Here is a 15,003-nt window from a genome sequence, read left to right as displayed (position 1 = left end):
AGCTTTTGGTTTTATTCAATTTTTGATATGATGGACGGTGAATGAACGAAAAAGGAGCTTTTACTATGTCAAACTATCGCGCAGTTGCTTTTTTTGATTTAGATGGCACACTTCTTGATGGGCAATCAAAAATCACCCCTGAAATCACTCAAGCAATGAGCCAGCTAAAGAAGAATCATGTACTCCCAGTTATCGCTACGGGCCGGACAGAAATAGAAATACTAGACATCAGAGAACAAGCAGGAATTACTTCAAACATCGTGATGAACGGCTCATTTATTCGTGTAGATGGCAATCCGGTGTATTCCAGCTATTTTACTGAAGAAGAATGTCAAAAAATGTATGATTTAACAACGGAGAACGGACATCTTCTATCTTACTATAATGAAGAACGTATCTGGTGTACTGGACATAATCAGACACTAATTGACGCATACAATTTTATCCATTCTGATATTCCTCCTGTTGAACCGCATGGGTTTAAGCAACATCCGGTAAAAATGCTGCTCGTATTGAGTCATTCAGGAGATGAAGTTTATCATAAAGCCTTTCCTGAATTAACATTTTATCGAAATGGTCCTCATTCTATAGATATTGTAAAAAAAGGAATCTCTAAAGGAACCGGTGTTGCCACTCTCATGGATGAAATGAATCTGACGGACGTTCCAACTTATGGATTTGGTGACGGTCCTAATGACTATGCCTTACTTGAAGCTTGTGACTATAAGATTGCTATGGGAAATGCTGTTTCTGAGTTAAAAGAATTATCTGATTTTGTTTCAAAGAAAAATACAGAGGGCGGTATTGTTCACGCGCTAAAACACTTTGATTTAATTTAATTCGTTTCTCCTTCTGAAAAACAATCACCAGCCCAAGTGTCAGACCTTTAGGGGAGTGACACTTGGGCTGGTGATTTTATATCAACTGTAATAGCTACTTCCTGCGCCTTGTAAGACCCCACTAAAGGCTGGAACAAAAGCAGCTCCCTTCTAATCTCGCGACATTTTACTTCTCGCATTCCTCACACGCTCTATGTTATCTATGCGCTCCCAGATTGTATGTGATGAATCAATTACGTACCAAAGAAAGAGGTCGGATGAAAATAGATGATTATACACTTGTTTCGCAGGACTATTCCTTCTTTATATATTCCATCAGAACCTGCGTATCTTCTGTGGTCAGCATATTCCCTGCAAAATTTTCAGTTGCTAATGAAAGAGTGCCCTGATTATTGTAAAACGCATAAAATACATGTCCATCTAAATTTGTATACCCTTTTTGTGCCTCATCAAAAGCTTTAGCACGCACTAATTGGATTTCAGTGTTTACCTTCACTTCTCTTCTGTCATCGTAGGTTCCACCTGCCGTAAAGACTTGGATTATTTTTGTTGGTTTATTAGACAAACCAATTAAATACTCAACTGGCTCTGATACTCCTCCCATTTCAGCAGGATAAATATATACAGCAGGTGTATTCGTGCTCACCATCGAGCTCACTCTAAATTCAAATTTTGCTGGACTATTCACACCACTCCCGTCAAAAGTAGCCCCCTCGGTAACAATTGGATGCGCTCCTCCTAAATCTTCAATTTTTATCAACTCATCAAAACTTACTGCATAAGGATAATTTTCCTCTGTATCCAACTTTTCCGTACTCGTTTTGGTTTCTGATAATTCCTTTTGTTCCACAGTACTTTCTGAGTATAAAAATAGGTTGTCAGGTTCTTTTTTTTGTTCAGACACTTTATCGGACTCCGAACATCCCCCTAAAATAAAAAGAGCCAAAATAAATATCATGGGAAACAGCCAAAGATGATTTCTTTTAAACATTTGTATTTCTCCTTTTCGTAAGATAGTCATTCAAGCTAAAGATAGTCAAAAATCTTCTAGATAACTATAAACTTTACTTACCGGTTCTATTTAGCCAGTAGTAGTAAATAGAATCTAAAAATTTAAATATTTCTCTGATTCTAAAAAAAGCGTTTTTTTATTATGTATCTGTTATAATTTAAATTATAACTATCTGAAAGAGGATTTTTTTTTAAGAGTGGTTCTCAAATGTTAGAGTTATCCTTATGATTTGTTGGTTATACTTATATAAAACCACCCAATCTCTAGGAAAACTCTGAATAGCCAATGAGTGGTGACACTGCAACATCTGTGAAATCCCCCTGTCGCAACTTAAACTTCTAGAAGAGCATTCTCTTTTGGGGATAGTTGATTTCAACTATATTCTATCAAAGAAAGAAGGAATTGAGTATGCCTAACTACGTGGTGTTACAAGTTGTCTTAAAAGAAAGTTTTATTGGAAAAGGGTCACAAAATCTTTCGGAACTCGAAAATACTATAAATAAGCAATGCGCTAAGGGCTTCCGATTGCATACTATCTCCACTACAAATGGAGGAAGTAAAGGATTTGGCGGAGGAGACAGGATACAAGCAACCTTGGTTTTTGAAAGTCTTAGATAACTAAAAAATAAGTTATACTATTTGAGGTTGAGACAGAAGTAGTCATCTCCGAGAACAGGTGCTGTAAATCATCGGAAGTCAAACTTCCGATGATTTACAATTTCTTCTGTGCTCTGCCTTGATTAAGAGTTTAGGATATCTGGAGGTAACATGGTTATATCCCAGATACTTTCCTGCAATTAGTCGAAAATAGATAACTCTAAGGTACGATAAACAAATTCTCTAAGTTAGGATAAGTTTTCAATCCACACTCACTATCTATATATAAATTTCTCAAATATCCTAAAAAGAGGAAAAGTTCCACTTTATCGTTTTTTGACCTTGAGAAAGTTTAATAATGTGGAAACTACTGAAAGTAAATATCCACGCGCAGTACGCGTGTTTTTTTTGTTCCAATCACTTTAGCGATTGAAACCGACTAAAGTCATTAATAAAAAAGAGCCAAAACCCTTTAAAACAGAGGTTTTGACTCTTAGTGAAAGCCTGTGAAAATCACGTATGGAGATGGCGGGAGTCGAACCCGCGTCCAAACATATTGCCACTTCAATTTCTACGCTCATAGTCATACAATTAAAGATTCGCTTTGTTGTCTGCCGCATGACTGGCGTCAAACATTGCTAGTCTGATGAGCTCTTCTAAATTTTACAGACGGAAAAATTTAGCGTATCCCACTAAGTTTGAGACCCTTACTCGAGCACATGGGCGATACCGAGAGGATCTACGCTAACTGTTTTTAGGCAGCTAAAGCGTAAGTGTTATTATTGTTTTTAGCAGTTATATTTAACTGTAACGTTTTAGCGTAGACGTAACCTACGAAGCGCAATTCAAGCTCAACTATGCCTGTCGAATCCGTAACATCCCCAAGATATAAGGGGTTACTTCAATTGTTGCTAGATTATTATAACATATCTAAATGAAAAACTAAAGATAAGAACTTGCGTATACTTTGATTAGGAAAAATATAAATGGGAATAATCTCACCTCGTAGTTTCCAAAAACTATTACTTTAAATAATTTTTTGGCTACCGCCTTCTATTAAAACATAACTAGATTGAACGGCTTTGAAATTTTATCAAGTAGCTTTTTTTAGACATTCTCTGAAAAAACAAGCTGGTTCTCTTGTTTCATAAACATTTACAGAGTAATTAACATAAAAAAATAACAAGTAGTCCCACCTAAATTTTCAATTAAAAAAAAGTGCGTTCTAGTTTCTAGCAAAGGATGCATATGCTAAACTGTGTTTAACGGTATGAAGATACTCCTATGTGCAACAATTACATACCCGCACCTTGTGACCACGCAAGGTGTTTTTTTATATGAAAAAACGTGTTTTGGTGACGTGTTTCAACCATCTATTATTAAAACAAAATATATAAAATTGTTCCCCAAAACACAATAAGAAACACAAAGAGCAGTCGCCAAATTTGATAGGATTTTAATTCTGTTTTTTTCATGAGAATCCCTCCATGCTAAGTAGTATATGCTAGAGTTATTTTCTTTTTTTGATTATTTTTCTAAGTTTATCTAAAATTTCTACCTCTCTTCGCTTCTTTTTCCCCCTCTTTTCTACGTCACTTTCTGACAATTAACCTGTAACAGCTTGACCATTTCTTTACTTCCAAAATTAATAAATTACTTCTTCTAAGAAAAGGTGGTTATCGGTATGCAGATTTCTGTATAAGTTTAGGTGGTATTCAGTAAAAACCAAAGCCTCACAGTAGAGAGGTTTCTATTATTTCTCTAATTCCAATAATTTATCTATATTTTAAATGAAGGTCTTAAGTACATATATTTTCCACCTATTCTCAATTCAAAGAAAGTGATTCCACACAGCTTCTAAATATTATTTTCAAGTGTTTGCACACACAAACTTAAAAATATTTAGTTCGTTCCACCACCTTTATCTGCGGATTCTTGTCCAACAAGGTTTTTGTGAACTCATTTAAAAACCAAAAAAGAGAACACCGAAATGTTCTCAACTTTTTGACTTAATTCAAAAAAAAACAGCACTAATCGACAAAGAGCCTAGATTCTGTATGGTACACACTAAAAATGTGGCAAAATCCAGAGAAATTCTCCTCTTCGACTTTTCCCCATGGGAAAAAATGAACAATTACTTATGCCAGCTTAAGCAAATGTTTCAAAATCAAATGTGTCTGTCCTATTTAAAATTTTTCAACACAATCATTTAACTCAAGCTCAAGCTTCCTTAATCTTCGATTCAGCAAGCCTATCAGACTCACAATACTCCCTAATATTCCTGTCCCAAAAAACATCAATGCCATTCCAGAACCATTATTACTCCCCAGAAAAGAATTGAAAAAATTCTCTCCTTTTAACATATAGGGTTCAAATACAAAATCAGCCAATACTCCACCACAAATAATCCCAATTGGAATCATCCCTGATTGTATCCCGTACTTAAATGCAAAAACACGTCCTTGAAAGTCGATTGGCACTGAAACACGCCACAAATAACTTTCATTCGCATTTAAAAAAGGTAGGAAGAAACTTGAAAAAAATATACCAACCGCCCAAATTACGATTGTATTTCCTAAAGCCAATAAAATATCTCCACAAAGAAAAGACAACAAGGAGCAACTAAATATCACTGTTAATTTAGATTTAAAATCTGGTATCAATGAAACGGCAATACCACCAAGAATTCCACCAATCCCCATAGCGCTATTGACAATTGCCAATGCCCCTTCATCAAAATTAGTGCGAGCCAAAATCATCGGTGTTAACAAATGATAATAAGTCATCCCTGCAAAAATATTGATAGCTGCCATTAACATCAGTAACGACCTTAATATTTTTGAAGTGACAAAAATTTGAAACCCTTCTTTAATATCTTTAAAATAACCTCTTACACTATACTTCACTTTTAATACTTTCGCATCAACTGGTAACTGTACCCAGAATAATAAAGTGAAGCACGCAAAAATAAGGGTTCCTAAATCAATGATGATGATACCTATCATTCCTGTTAACGACAACATCACTGCTGCCAAAGCAGGTGAAAGGACATTGCTCATACCAGATGAAACTAACTGTAGCCCACTAGCTTTAGTATAAAGTCTTGGTTCAACAAGACGACTAATCATAACATCCGCTGTTGGCTGCTGTATACTACTCAATAAACTACTTACGATATTTAACACATAAATATGCCAAATTTCTAATTGATTACTTATAAATAAAAGCAACAATAGAAATGTACAAATTCCTGCTCCAATATCTGTTAAAATCATTGTCCATTTCTTATTAAAACGTTCTACAAAAGGGCTTGCAAAAATCCCACCCAACATTTTAGGCAATACAATAGCCACACTAGCTAATGATAAAAACAGCACACGTCCCTGTTCCTGATACATCCAAATTGAGATGGCAAAACTAGTCATTGTACTACCAAAAGACGAGACAAATTGCCCCATCCAAAAAATCATAAAGTTTCTTGATAATCCTATTTTTTTCACGTTGATAACTCTCCTTTTATTGTTTACTAATAAAAGAAGTAGCAACAGCGTTTGACAATATTCTTAAGTAATTGCACCAATAGCCCTTGCCACTTCTATCGGTGCTTTTACATTGATTGTTACCTCGTGTCTCATTCGAATCAACACGTTAACCCCTCTTTTCTTGTCTGCATTCGTTAGTTCAAGATTATCATTACAGATGCATAATGTACAGCTCACTTTTATTTTTATAGAATCATCTTTTCTCTTTTTAAATAATCCTATATGGCCCCTATGTCAAATGAGATGGATGAGTAAAATCGGGTGCCTCTAAGTAACAAAAGCTAATTGGTTTTCGTTGCTTAATTGTTTAGCTTCAAACCTAAGAAACACATGGAACTTAGAAAAAAATATATTAATAAAAACAGATTATAATTTGACGCAGGAAACGAATTAGCGAATGTTGCTTCTTTAGGTTCGCTCATATTTGAGTGTTACTGATTCGTTCCATAAATGCAATAAATTCTTTCATTTTTGTTCATATAGATTCATTCTCCGAATAGTCTCATCTTAAAAAATAACCTCAATAAAAAATCACATAAGTTATTATAATCGTTGTATGCTTTCCATATTTTGATATAATAGAGAAATAAACTGATTGAAATGGGGATTATAGATGAAAAAAATGATTTTGGGTACCCTTGTCCTCTCTGTATTTGTATTTGGGGGATGTACTTCTAATGATAAAAAAAACGATCAAACAAAAAAAGAGACAGAAGCTTCTACAAAAAAGACAACCAATTCATCTGAAGAAGTGACTTCTGGAAAATTGACCTTTGATTTTGAAACTAATTATGAAAAAGGAACAATTGGCTATGACTGGGATTACTATGCGGCGAAGAGCCAAGCAATTATTAAAGCAAATCCGAAAGAATACAGTGACTTCCAGTTTATTATCACTAATTTACAAAATTTTACACCAGCAACCATAAACTATTTGAATAATGCTGATGCGACAGAAGACGAAATAGATACAGAATATGCAGAAGTGGAGGCTAATGTTGCTCAAGCAAAAACTATTCAAGAAGAGTTTAAGAAGATAAAAAAAACAGACAACAATGCTGAAGAATACAAAAAGCTGAATTCTCTATTAGAAAAAGCCATCGCTAATGAAGGATTTTTGAAATAAAATATTTTTATTGCCTGTTATCTACATATTCCGACCTAATTTATTTTCGTAAGTAACCAAAATGTGCCTTCATTTTTTACTCATAAAAAAGACTCTGATGATTCGTAACCCTTGACGTTCGCCTAATACTCGCTTTTTAACGTCCCTGTGCTTACACCTCACTGGAGTCTTTTTATTATAAGTACCGTATTTTATATTAAACTCTTATATAGTCCAATTAGTTCATCAACTGTTGTGTCTCGTGTATTGCCCGGCGTACACACATCTCTAAAGGCATCTTCTGCAATTTATTGTAAATCTTCTTCTTTCACTCCAAGCTCAGAAATTGTTTCAAGAATGCCTATATCCTTACTCAAACAATCAATCGCACCACAAGCTGTCTCTTGAGCATCTTCTATAGACAGAGTTTCTACCTGTTCAACGCCTCATGTTTTTGCAATTTCTCGATATTTTTCTCTTGTAAATTCTTTATTGTATTTCATAATTGTTGGCAGTAAGGGCGCATATGCCACGCCATGAGGAATGTTATACCACGCACTTAGCGGATGTACCATTCCGTGAACAAGTCCCAAGCCAACATTAAAAAATCCCATCCCCGCAATGTACTGCCCCAGCGCCATCTCTTCTCTTGCCTTCCCCATTGACAGAATCTCTAAGTGAGCGACCAATAATCTCCATGGCTTTGATATGCAGCATATCTGTTAATTCCCAAGCACCTTTTGTGATGAACCCTTCAATTGCATGGGTCATTGCGTCCATTCCTGTAGCTGCTGCTAAAGTTTTAGGCATGCCCATCATCATATCACTATCTACAAATGCTACAAGGGGAATATCATGAGGATCTGCACAGACAAATTTTCTATGTGTATTCTCATCTGTGATTACATAATTAATCGTTACTTCCGCTGCAGTTCCAGAGGTGGTCGGTATGGCGAATAGAATATAGGTATCGAAGGATTTTTAGTGTCCGCAGCCCCCTCCAAGCTCAATACATCAGAAAATTCAGGGTTCCTACAAATATATAGAATAATTGTAGATTGATTATTCGATTTTTAATGATTCATTTGTTACACTCAAAAAAAGGAAATCATTGGCTTTCTACGAAGACAGCTTTTTATACTTTTAACTACTCTTATTGGAGGGATTTCTTTGACAGCCATTACAGACTATATCCACTCAGCACCTCTTGAACAACAAGCGCATCTGCAAACCATTTATCAGATAGCCAAGGAACTCTTACCTGATGCTACGGAAAAAATCAGCTACGGCATGCCTACATTCTTTCAAAAGGAAAATCTTGTGCACTTTGCAGGGATGAAAAAACATTTAGGCTTTTATCCTACCCCTTCTGCAATAGAGGCTTTTTCAGCGCAGCTTTCTTCTTATAAAACAAGTAAAGGTGCTGTTCAATTCCCTTACACCCCCCTCTACCCCAGACATTAATTAAAGAGATGATTAACTATAGAAAGAAAAGTGTCCTCTCGTAAAATAACCTTGCATTAAACTATCGATGCGTCGAAAGAAATCGTTTATTGAAATTAGGTAACAGATAAGTCTAGTCGTTTCGTTCCATTGCAGACTTATCTGTTTCTTTTTACGATTAAAAAGTACCAAACCCTCTATACATTTCACTTGCTAGTGTTTTTCATTTTCCTCTCTTCATGAAATTTCCAGATCTTCATCCTTTTTTGTTTAACTTTTCCTTTGTTCCTGTTGTTATGAATTGATTAAAAAAGAACGTATTTTTTATTCCTTTTTTTAGTAGCTTTCTATCAATTCAATGAATCCAGTTCATATATTATACAGGCATCCGGTGCCTTTGTAGCAAGGTGTTAGAAATCGTTTTCGAGTGCCAACTGGTTCGTTTATTCCTTTCCATTTAAGGGATAAGTTTAGATTTTCAGACAGGGTTCTTTTTGTAATTCTTTTTATTAAACTAGAAAAATCGTTTCTTCTTCAGCTTTCCTTCCAACACTTTTTCTATTATTTTAAAAAAATGTTTTTTTAAAAGTTTGTTCGCTTTACAAAACGAACAAACGTTCGTATAATTTTGGTGAGGTGATTGAAAGATGTATGAAACCAACCTGCTCTTTGATTATTCAAAAGAACCCCGCAGAGATATTTTATGCATTGATTGTAGAAGTTTTTATGCATCTGTAGAGTGTGCTGCACGTGACTTAGATCCACTTAAAACAAAGCTAGTGGTCATGTCTTATCCAAGTGACAGTCCAAGTGAACGAGGAAGCGGGCTTATCTTGGCCTCTTCTCCGATGGCAAAAAAAGCCTATCATATTACAAATGTCAGCCGTGCACGCGATTTACCTTTCCCTTATCCCAACGATTTAGTGATTGCCGCTCCCAGAATGAAACTCTATATGCAAAAAAATATGGAGATTAATGCCATCTACAAAAGTTACACAGATGAAGAAAACCATCATGTTTACTCGGTGGATGAATCCTTTTTGGATGTCACCAATTCTCTTCGACTATTTAATTGTGCTTCTGCCTATGAATTAGCAAAAAAAATTCAAATCGATGTGTACAGAAAAACAGGACTCTACACATCTATCGGCATAGGAGACAATCCTCTGCTTGCAAAATTAGCACTGGACACAGAGGCAAAGCATACAAAAAAGATGAAAGCTGAATGGCGGTATGAAGATGTCCCTGAAAAACTTTGGCAGATTCAAGAGCTCACAGATTTTTGGGGAATTGGCCGTCGTACTGCAAAAACACTAAATCGCATGGGTATTCAAACAATTAACGATTTAGCCCACGCAAATTATTACGATTTAAAATCGAAATTAGGTATCTTAGGCGCGCAGCTATACGCACATGCATGGGGAATTGACCGTAGTTTTTTAGGAAAAAAAATACAGCCAAAAGAAAAATCGATTGGTAATTCGCAGGTGCTGACCAAAGACTATACGCGAAAAAATGAAATTGAATTAGTTATCAAAGAAATGGCCGATCAAGTCGGCACTCGACTGAGAAGAATCCATGCACAAACTCAAGTAATATCTCTTTGGATTGGCTTTTCTTTGGGGTATGTAGATCTATCTGGAAAAAAAGGATTTCACCATCAAATGAAGGTCTCCGCTACAGCCAGCAGTAAAAAAATTGCGGAGACACTCCTTCTCATTTTTAGACGCTACTATAAAAATCAAGATGTACGAACAATTTCTGTCGGCTGTTCCAAGCTCTTATTTACAGATAGCATCCAGCTTGATTTATTTTCAGATCCTAACCAACAGGTAAAAGAAATCACCGCTGATCGAGCAGTAGATATTATAAGAAGTCGATACGGATTTAAGAGTCTTGTCCACGCAAACAGCTTGTTAGATGGCGGACGTGCAATTGCTCGAAGTAGCCTTGTTGGTGGACATGCTGGAGGCATGGCAGGTATAGAAGGTGAGAAAAATGACAACAAATCGTACAAAAAAAGAGTTTTCTGATTATAACGACTATCATGATCGCGGATTTTTAAAATGGGTAACCGCTTTTGCTATGGAGGAGCTCACTTCAGGTATTGATAAAAATCATGCAGAAGCAACAAAAAATATTTCCTTACTTCCTCAAATGAGCCAGCAAGAAATTAGTGATGTGCTCAAACATGCATTTTTAAAAACCAAAGCAGTAAGCGTTCAGTTAAATAAAAAAGATTCATTGGGACGTCCTATGGAATCAATTGATGGTTTTTTTTCCGGCAATTTTCATGAGGAGGAACTACTGATTGATGATAACGCTATTCTTTGGGAAGATATTCGTCATGTTCAGTTGATTGAAACAATAAAATGGTCCTCCCTTGATATCTTTAAAGGGGACGGAACAAAAGACGATTCAGAGCTGATATTTCCACAAAATTGGTTAGAGGAGTGATTCATGATGATTCATTTAACAGGCACCGTCAGTAAAATTAAAATTCTTAATTATTCTCAACAGCCACTTGTTCGTTTTACCTTACAAACAAATGAAAGTATCGTAAACTGTTTAATCTCCCTACATTCACTTACCTTTTTAGCCGATGTTGAGGAAACGATGCGCCTGTCCATTACAGGTCTATACAACGCGAGAAACCAATTTGTCGTACGCGCTTATACTGTACTTGGAAAAACAAAAATTATGTATGAATTTGAGCACAGTCGCTATCCAAAAAAAGCAGGCACCATTTAACAAGTTCATCAAGCCCGTATTGCCAAATAAGAAAAGAAGATAGAATTCTCTCTTCTTGAATACAATGAACCTTTAGAATCTTTTATCTAGAAAATCAGGTTTGCTTTTCTGCTGTTGATTTTCTGACCAGCACTTTTTTGTAGAACCTGTACTTTCCCCCCATTTAGTACAAAAAAACTGATTGAACAGTACTCTCTGTTGTGCTAAGGACTCCTTTGCACTGAGTTGCTTTTCAATCAGTTTTTCAATTTATTGAATATTTATAGTCACATCTACCGTTTGAACAGGCACATCATAAAACGGATCTTCCCGACGACCTAAAAAATCTTTTGCTTGTTGTGGGAATAGTGCGTACATCAGTACATCTTCCTCTGATTTTGCGTACTCACTTATCTCCGCTTCAAATTCCGGTAATTGAGGTGCAATTAAATCTGCAGGGCGTTCTGTAATTACCTCTTCTTCCCCAATAATCATTTTTTGAATTTCTTCTGCAATCGGGGCAGGAGGGCGACCATACAGTCCACGTACATAATCTTTAATCTCCGTAGGTACCAGCTTATAGCGTTCGCCAGAAATCACATTCATCAAGGCCTGAGTTCCCACCATTTGAGATAAAGGGGTAACTAAAGGAGGAAATCCGAGGTCTGCACGAACTTTTGGCACTTCTGCCAAGACTTCGTCATATTTATCTTGTAGACCTTGTTCGGTTAATTGACTCAATAGGTTGGATAACATGCCCCCAGGCACTTGATAAATCAATGTTTTTGGTTCAACGTCTTTGACTTTAGGATTTAGAATTCCTTCTTCGCGGAAACGATCTCGAATAGGATTGAAATACTCTGCAATCTCAGCAACTTTCGACATATTTAATCCCGTATCGTAGCCCATTTCTTCTAAAGCAATCGCAACAGATTCCGTTGCGGGCTGACTTGTTCCCCCTGCAAAAGAGGAAATCGCTGTATCAATAATATCTGCTCCTGCTTCTGCCACTTTTAGGTACGTCATTTCTGAAATCCCGCTTGTTGCATGTGTGTGTACTTCTAATGGCAAGTCAACGGCTTCTTTTATGCGGCTAACCAATTCAAATCCAGTTTGAGGAGTAAGAACCCCTGCCATATCTTTAATACAGATAGAATCCGCTCCAGTATCTGCCATTTCTTTTGCTAGCTTCACAAAATAATCAACTGTGTGGATTTCACTGGTGGTGTAAGAAATCGCTGTCTGACAGTGTCCGCCTGCTTCTTTTGCAGTAACTATAGACGTTTTTAAATTTCGCGTATCATTTAGTGCATCGAAAACACGAATGATATCAATCCCATTTTTGATTGATTTTTCAACAAATTCTCGCACAACATCATCTGCATAATTTTTATAGCCCAGTAGATTTTGTCCGCGAAGAAGCATTTGTAATTTCGTCTGTTTTACTTCTTTGCGAATTTGGCGAAGTCTTTCCCATGGGTCTTCATTCAAGAAACGAATGCAAGAATCAAAGGTTGCGCCTCCCCACATTTCTAATGAATGGTAGCCCGCCTCATCCATTGTTTTAATAATCGGTAACATATCTGCTGTAGGCATTCGTGTAGCGATTAAGCTTTGTTGCCCATCACGCAAGACGGTTTCCATAAAATGAATTTTTTTAGTCATTTGCTTGCATCCTTCCTTTTTCCACCAGCGTACTAATTTTCTTTTGCATCTCTTCGATTGAATGTGCTCTCGAACGTCCACAAACCTTTGCTTGCTTCTCACAAACAAAACAGGTTCGTCTAGGGTAACCTAATACTTCTCGGCTCATACTTTTCAGTTCTCCTTCTTCAATCCAAAGAACATCTAGGTCAACTAATCGACCGTATCTATGTGATTCTTCAATTTCTACCATTCGCTGTTTCAGCACTTCTTTTTGTAAAGGTAGTAACAAAAAATATTCGTATCCAGTTTTTTCATTGCGATAGACATTCACCAAAGGAGTAACTTCTGACACATTTGCTTCAACTTCATCTGTCACACATTTAAAAATAACTTCTAGCGCCTCTGATGTTTTCACAGAACCAGGAATATTCATTGTGGCAGACAACAACGTGTACCGAGGATCAGCTGCTAATAATTCTTTTTGCATACTTACACGGTTTTCTCTTGCATCCAACGCTTCTGTTAAAGAAATAGCCGGTCCATCAAATAACGAATTAGACATTTTTCACAACATCAATCAATGTGCCGTCGCGATATTCAACAAGTGCTACCACTTTTTCACCATATTGAATGGCTTCTGGTGTACCTACGATGCTGTACGCTTTTTCTTTCAATTCTTCAATTGTATACTGTGGGACATCAAGCTTTTTAAAATGAGCGATTAAGTCTTGACGATTTGGATTAATCGCAATTCCAACCTCTGTCACAATTACATCAATACTTGTTCCAGGTGTCACAACTGTATTCACAGTGTCTACGATTGTAGGGATACGCCCTCTCACAAGAGGTGAAATAACTAAACTCATCTTACATGCCATACTTGTGTCAGAGTGACCACCTGAAGCACCACGTATAACACCATCTGAACCCGTCATTACATTTACATTATAATTTGTGTCGATTTCCAATGCTGACAAAATAGCTGTGTCTAGCTGGTTAATAACAGCACCTTTACTTAGAGGAGAGGCATACATATTTGCATCAATTTCATAATGATTGGCATTTTTCCCTAAAGAAACAGCAGATGGATGATCAAAATCCTGTACATCAATAATTTTTTCAACAAGACCTTCTTCCAACAGCTCAACCATTGCATTTGTGATTCCACCTAGTGCAAAACTTGCAGTAATGCCATCTTGAATCATTGCATCTCGTAAGAATCTTGAAACAGCTAAGGCTGCACCACCTGTCCCAGTTTGGAATGAAAATCCTTGCTTATAATAAGGGGAATTGGTAATTACTTTTGCTGCATATTCTGCAATCAATAATTCTTTAGGATTTTTTGTGAAGCGAGTTGCTCCTTTTGCAATTCCATTTGGATCTCCAATAGCTTCTACTTCTACCACGTAGTCAACATCTGTTTGCGGAATACTAATCGGTGTATTTGGAAACGGTACAAGTGTATCTGTAATAATGACTACCTGATCTGCATATTTTGCATCAATCATCGCATAGCCTAGAGAACCGCAAGTTGCTTTTCCAACAGTCCCATTGGCATTTCCATAAGCATCTGAGCTTGGTGCACCTAAGAAAGCCACATCAATATGCACATCTCCAGTTGCAATCGCACGTGCACGCCCCCCATGAGAACGAATCACGACAGGATTATCCATAATTCCTTCAGAAATTGCTGCACCCACTTTATCTCTGAGTCCACTTGAGGTGATATTCGTTACAACACCTTGTTTGATATGCTCAATTAATGGTTCGTGAACATTTGCAATAGAACTCGGTGCAATAGAAAGATTCTTAATACCCATATTCGCAATTTCTTCCAGAACCATGTTCATAACAAAATCGCCTTCACGAAAATGGTGGTGAAATGAAATAGTCATTCCATCTTTTAAGCCAGTCTTTTCAATCGCTTCACGAATACTTCCTAAAAGTTTTGTGTCTCTTGGACAAACAGGTTTAATTTTTCGACTTGCTTCTTTATACGTATCAATGTGTGCGAGTTCTCCTTCAAATACACCATATTGTTCTGCATATTCTTGAGGGATTTCTTTTCCTACTTTGTTCATGACCATG

12 protein-coding genes, 1 other RNA gene and 2 pseudogenes are annotated in these 15,003 nt (G+C 36.5%); 7 read left to right on the top strand and 8 right to left on the bottom strand.

Going from position 1 to position 15,003, the window contains the following annotated elements; genetic code table 11:
- Positions 1-65 precede the first annotated feature (65 nt).
- Complete coding sequence (locus tag I589_RS06550; protein ID WP_010768893.1) at positions 66-839, top strand: Cof-type HAD-IIB family hydrolase; 774 nt, start codon at positions 66-68, stop codon at positions 837-839.
- Between the two features lie 292 nt (positions 840-1,131).
- On the opposite strand, the gene I589_RS17780 is transcribed toward I589_RS06550, so the two are convergent.
- Positions 1,132-1,830 carry a hypothetical protein gene (locus I589_RS17780; protein ID WP_010768894.1) on the bottom strand — a complete coding sequence of 233 codons (699 nt, stop codon included), beginning with the start codon at positions 1,828-1,830 and terminating at the stop codon, positions 1,132-1,134.
- Positions 1,831-2,259: 429 nt separating this feature from the next.
- Between I589_RS17780 and I589_RS06540 the strand changes: the two genes are divergently transcribed.
- Positions 2,260-2,469 (top strand): DUF4177 domain-containing protein, encoded by a 210-nt coding sequence (locus I589_RS06540; RefSeq protein WP_010768895.1) that lies wholly within the window; start codon positions 2,260-2,262, stop codon positions 2,467-2,469.
- A gap of 496 nt (positions 2,470-2,965) precedes the next feature.
- Here the strand turns inward: I589_RS06540 and ssrA are convergent.
- The 3 genes from ssrA to I589_RS18320 all read right to left on the bottom strand — a co-directional run bounded on the left by ssrA (position 2,966) and on the right by I589_RS18320 (position 6,167).
- Positions 2,966-3,331, bottom strand: a transfer-messenger RNA (tmRNA) gene (ssrA, locus tag I589_RS18045).
- 1,303 nt (positions 3,332-4,634) lie between these two features.
- Positions 4,635-5,948 (bottom strand): MFS transporter, encoded by a 1,314-nt coding sequence (locus tag I589_RS06535; protein ID WP_010768896.1) that lies wholly within the window; start codon positions 5,946-5,948, stop codon positions 4,635-4,637.
- 63 nt (positions 5,949-6,011) lie between these two features.
- Positions 6,012-6,167 (bottom strand): hypothetical protein, encoded by a 156-nt coding sequence (locus I589_RS18320; protein WP_155854204.1) that lies wholly within the window; start codon positions 6,165-6,167, stop codon positions 6,012-6,014.
- Positions 6,168-6,603: 436 nt separating this feature from the next.
- On the opposite strand from I589_RS18320, the gene I589_RS06530 reads away from it, so the two are divergent.
- Entirely contained in the window at positions 6,604-7,116 is a 513-nt protein-coding gene (locus I589_RS06530) for a hypothetical protein (RefSeq protein ID WP_010768897.1), read from the top strand.
- 191 nt (positions 7,117-7,307) lie between these two features.
- Here I589_RS06530 and I589_RS06525 read toward each other — a convergent pair.
- A pseudogene (locus tag I589_RS06525) lies at positions 7,308-8,135 on the bottom strand (iron-containing alcohol dehydrogenase); the annotation flags it as partial.
- Between the two features lie 130 nt (positions 8,136-8,265).
- On the opposite strand from I589_RS06525, the pseudogene I589_RS06520 reads away from it, so the two are divergent.
- From I589_RS06520 to I589_RS06505, 4 genes and pseudogenes are all read left to right on the top strand, one after another.
- Positions 8,266-8,603, top strand: a pseudogene (locus I589_RS06520) (iron chaperone).
- Between the two features lie 582 nt (positions 8,604-9,185).
- Positions 9,186-10,571 (top strand): Y-family DNA polymerase, encoded by a 1,386-nt coding sequence (locus tag I589_RS06515; protein ID WP_010768901.1) that lies wholly within the window; start codon positions 9,186-9,188, stop codon positions 10,569-10,571.
- Positions 10,537-10,995 (top strand): hypothetical protein, encoded by a 459-nt coding sequence (locus I589_RS06510; RefSeq protein WP_010768902.1) that lies wholly within the window; start codon positions 10,537-10,539, stop codon positions 10,993-10,995. The genes I589_RS06515 and I589_RS06510 overlap by 35 nt, the downstream gene beginning before the upstream one ends.
- A 6-nt stretch (positions 10,996-11,001) precedes the next feature.
- Positions 11,002-11,289, top strand: a complete 288-nt coding sequence (locus I589_RS06505; RefSeq protein WP_034684465.1) for a hypothetical protein — start codon at positions 11,002-11,004, stop codon at positions 11,287-11,289.
- Positions 11,290-11,538: 249 nt separating this feature from the next.
- On the opposite strand, the gene I589_RS06500 is transcribed toward I589_RS06505, so the two are convergent.
- Genes I589_RS06500 through citF form a run of 3 tightly spaced genes read right to left on the bottom strand, consistent with a single transcriptional unit; the run spans position 11,539 to position 15,002 of the window.
- Complete coding sequence (locus tag I589_RS06500) at positions 11,539-12,933, bottom strand: oxaloacetate decarboxylase subunit alpha (RefSeq protein WP_010768904.1); 1,395 nt, start codon at positions 12,931-12,933, stop codon at positions 11,539-11,541.
- Positions 12,926-13,477 carry a citrate lyase holo-[acyl-carrier protein] synthase gene (gene citX / locus I589_RS06495; RefSeq protein ID WP_010768905.1) on the bottom strand — a complete coding sequence of 184 codons (552 nt, stop codon included), beginning with the start codon at positions 13,475-13,477 and terminating at the stop codon, positions 12,926-12,928. Before citX ends, I589_RS06500 begins: the two co-directional genes overlap by 8 nt.
- Entirely contained in the window at positions 13,470-15,002 is a 1,533-nt protein-coding gene (citF, locus tag I589_RS06490; RefSeq protein ID WP_010768906.1) for a citrate lyase subunit alpha, read from the bottom strand. The genes citX and citF overlap by 8 nt, the downstream gene beginning before the upstream one ends.
- Position 15,003: the final 1 nt, after the last annotated feature.

The organism is Enterococcus phoeniculicola ATCC BAA-412 (genome assembly GCF_000407505.1).
In the GTDB taxonomy this organism is placed as follows: domain Bacteria; phylum Bacillota; class Bacilli; order Lactobacillales; family Enterococcaceae; genus Enterococcus_K; species Enterococcus_K phoeniculicola.
Note: the sequence above shows the minus strand (reverse complement) of the source record. Positions and strands in the feature narration are given on the sequence as shown.

Coding starts and splice junctions, on each gene's coding strand:
- I589_RS06550 (WP_010768893.1), top strand. CDS start 66: ATGTCAAACTATCGCGCAGTTGCTTTTTTTGATTTAGATGGCACACTT.
- I589_RS17780 (WP_010768894.1), bottom strand. CDS start 1,830: ATGTTTAAAAGAAATCATCTTTGGCTGTTTCCCATGATATTTATTTTG.
- I589_RS06540 (WP_010768895.1), top strand. CDS start 2,260: ATGCCTAACTACGTGGTGTTACAAGTTGTCTTAAAAGAAAGTTTTATT.
- I589_RS06530 (WP_010768897.1), top strand. CDS start 6,604: ATGAAAAAAATGATTTTGGGTACCCTTGTCCTCTCTGTATTTGTATTT.
- I589_RS06515 (WP_010768901.1), top strand. CDS start 9,186: ATGTATGAAACCAACCTGCTCTTTGATTATTCAAAAGAACCCCGCAGA.
- I589_RS06510 (WP_010768902.1), top strand. CDS start 10,537: ATGACAACAAATCGTACAAAAAAAGAGTTTTCTGATTATAACGACTAT.
- I589_RS06505 (WP_034684465.1), top strand. CDS start 11,002: ATGATTCATTTAACAGGCACCGTCAGTAAAATTAAAATTCTTAATTAT.
- I589_RS06500 (WP_010768904.1), bottom strand. CDS start 12,933: ATGACTAAAAAAATTCATTTTATGGAAACCGTCTTGCGTGATGGGCAA.
- citX (WP_010768905.1), bottom strand. CDS start 13,477: ATGTCTAATTCGTTATTTGATGGACCGGCTATTTCTTTAACAGAAGCG.
- citF (WP_010768906.1), bottom strand. CDS start 15,002: ATGGTCATGAACAAAGTAGGAAAAGAAATCCCTCAAGAATATGCAGAA.